A 2,600-nucleotide genomic window follows, 5' to 3' on the forward strand; every position below is an offset into this window, starting at 1 on the left:
GTAAGCATTCGTTAAACTACAGGTATTGAACTTTATATACAACAATAGCGACTGTCACTATAAACCTAATAGTTGCAGTCGCTATTATTTTGTTGAACCTATATGTTGCAGTCAGCACCGGTTGCCGGCTTCCTCCTCTTGTTTTGTCAATGCACTTTCCGGATGTTGCAGCTTCCATTTATGTGGAAGCAGTTCCAGCAGTTCCTCATGAGTAGCCTTTTTGTGATAGGGCATTCGGGCGATGACATCATTCAGATAATCCCTTGGGTTTACATCATGTGCCTTACAGGTGGCCAGCAGGGAACAGATCACCGACATATTAGCCGCTGCCTCATGATTGCCGCAGAAGAGGTAATTTTTCCGTCCCAGAGTAATCGGCCGGATGACATTTTCAGCCAGATTGTTATCCCAGAGCAGGCGTCCTTCCTCCAGACATCCCATCATGTTGTCCCATCGGGTATAGGCATACGTGATGGCTTTCCCAATTTGGGAATTGGGGCTGTACTTGATTCCTTCCGTTTCCATCCACACTCTCATGGCATCCATGACAGGTCCGGCCAGTTCCCGGCGCTTCGTCTTCCGCTCGTCGTACGACAGGCCCGCCTTATCGCAGCAGTGTTCAATCCGGTAAATATGCTGTATCTGGGTCAGGCCATGTTCGGCCATCTCCCGGTTTTCATCCAGAGCCTGTTCAAAATGACGGCGGATATGCACCAGGCAGTTGAGCAGCCGCACATCGGGGTTGGTCCTGAAGGCTGTCTCATAGCCTGCAAAACCGTCGCATTGAAGATAACCCTTGAAGTGATATTGATTTGCCAGGGATTCGATGACCGCTCCGGCACGCGATCCCTGGTCGTAATGGAAGATGACCAGTTTCTTCATGACCGACCTTACCATCCACAGGTATTCCTTGTCGGCCCTGTGCTTTTCCTTGTTGATGACCGGAACAGTGGTTTCGTCCGCCTGTACATAGTCGCAGGAAAAGACTTCACGCTTGAGCTCCTCATACAGAGGCCTGAGCAGCTCCACCGTTTTTTTGAACCATCCGTCCAGCGTACTTTCCGTAAGGCCTTTCATCCCAAGATGCCGGTACTGCTGTATCTGCCGATAGAACGGGACGTGATATTCATACTTCTGAAGCAGTATCTCGGCAAGCAGGCTGGTGTCGGCGATGCACTTGTCGACGGGCATCAGCGGCATGGGGGCAATCTCCACGCCTTTCTGCCCTGCGGGAGGAAGCCGGGTGCTGTCCTTGAGCGCATATTTGGGACGGATGATTTCCTTGACATAGAGCATCCCCGGTTTGTGCTTGACCACTTTGGTTACCTCTTCGCCAATCCTACGATATAAGGACAGGTCCACACCGGCCGGCTCTATAACCTCGGTTTCGAGTATGGGCAGATCCTCTGTCATTTTGCGGTTCTGACGCTTCTGCTTCCGGACTTCCACCGGTTCCTTTTCTATCTGCTCCACGGCCCCGTCACGCTTTTCTTCCGCCTGATGCCGGAGCCCGGCAAACTCTTCGGCAAAAAGGTCGGGCATATCGGGATTATATACGGGAAGCTTTTCTGTCTTACGCCCAAAGAGCTGACGGTTCAGCCATGCAATCTGAGCCGTCAACTCTTTGATTCGTTCCTGCAGATTCTTAATCTGTTCCGCCTGATCCTTATTAGTGGCAGACAATGAAGCAATGGAGGCATTCAGCCCTTCTATCGTCTTGAGCAGTATATCCTTTTCTTCCATTGTCCGCATCTGTTTTGTTTATGTAAATATACTAAATATAAGCGGATTACACAATAATATCCGCACTTTATTCACTCCGGAAGCATATTATACATGATATTCCTTGCGCTCTGCCCTCAGGCGCCGGAGCCTCTGCTGCGGATTTTCCTGAATGCCCTCGACCATCATCACCAGGTCGCGCCATTCCATGGGATAGCTGTTTGATTGGGGATCGTACTCCGGCAGTTTGAAGCGGCCCGCCTCCAAGCGTTTTACATACATCACCATACCTCCGTCTTCCGCATGAAGCAACTTCATGAGCCTGCGGCTGGAACCGATGAAGATGAAGACATCCCCGTTCTTCACTTCGCTGTTCATCTTCTCATGTACCACTCCGCACAGCGAACTGATACCCTTACGCATATCTGTCCTGCCAGGACACAGGAAGTAGCGCATTGTGTCGTTCAGGTTAAACATGGCCGCCTCGGAGACTTTGGGTGAACAGCTCCATCAGTATCTCTTCTGAACCGTTTCCGAAGTGGGCACGAAGACCGTTGGGAAACAGAACGGACACACCATGCGGCACTTGTTCTTCAGGGGACGATTCCATGACTGACTGTTTAAAACTGATGGGAGCCACCTCCTGTTTAACATTGTTCCTGTTAACCGAACATTTTCTACGCCAGTAATGATAGGTTGAATAACTTACACCTATCTGTTGCAGGTACGACTTCAACGGCAGGCCGCTTTGTTGTACCTGCAATTCCAATTCTTCAAATTCCAGTCTATTCATAATAATTGAGGTTTAATTGTATTCGCTGCCGCAAAGCTACAATCAAACCTCAAAGTGTAAAAGGGGCATTTGTCCGAATGCTTAC

At 49.8% G+C, this 2,600-nt stretch carries 3 protein-coding genes; all 3 read right to left on the minus strand.

All coding sequences use genetic code 11. The features are described from left to right. Positions 1 to 111: 111 nt before the first annotated feature. The 3 genes from tnpC to tnpA all read right to left on the minus strand — a co-directional run bounded on the left by tnpC (position 112) and on the right by tnpA (position 2,515). Positions 112 to 1,743: an IS66 family transposase gene (gene tnpC / locus H6A28_RS14680; protein ID WP_204477497.1), complete on the minus strand. Its 1,632-nt coding sequence runs from the start codon at positions 1,741 to 1,743 to the stop codon at positions 112 to 114. Positions 1,744 to 1,830: 87 nt separating this feature from the next. Beyond that, the gene (gene tnpB, locus H6A28_RS14685) at positions 1,831 to 2,199 is read right to left on the minus strand and encodes an IS66 family insertion sequence element accessory protein TnpB (protein WP_022233133.1); all 369 of its coding nucleotides are present in this window, start codon (positions 2,197 to 2,199) and stop codon (positions 1,831 to 1,833) included. Further along, on the minus strand, positions 2,192 to 2,515 hold the full coding sequence (tnpA, locus tag H6A28_RS14690) for an IS66 family insertion sequence element accessory protein TnpA (protein WP_204481035.1): 324 nt from the start codon (positions 2,513 to 2,515) through the stop codon (positions 2,192 to 2,194). Before tnpA ends, tnpB begins: the two co-directional genes overlap by 8 nt. Positions 2,516 to 2,600 lie beyond the last annotated feature (85 nt).

The sequence above is a fragment of the Bacteroides mediterraneensis genome, assembly GCF_016900355.1.
Classification (GTDB): domain Bacteria; phylum Bacteroidota; class Bacteroidia; order Bacteroidales; family Bacteroidaceae; genus Phocaeicola.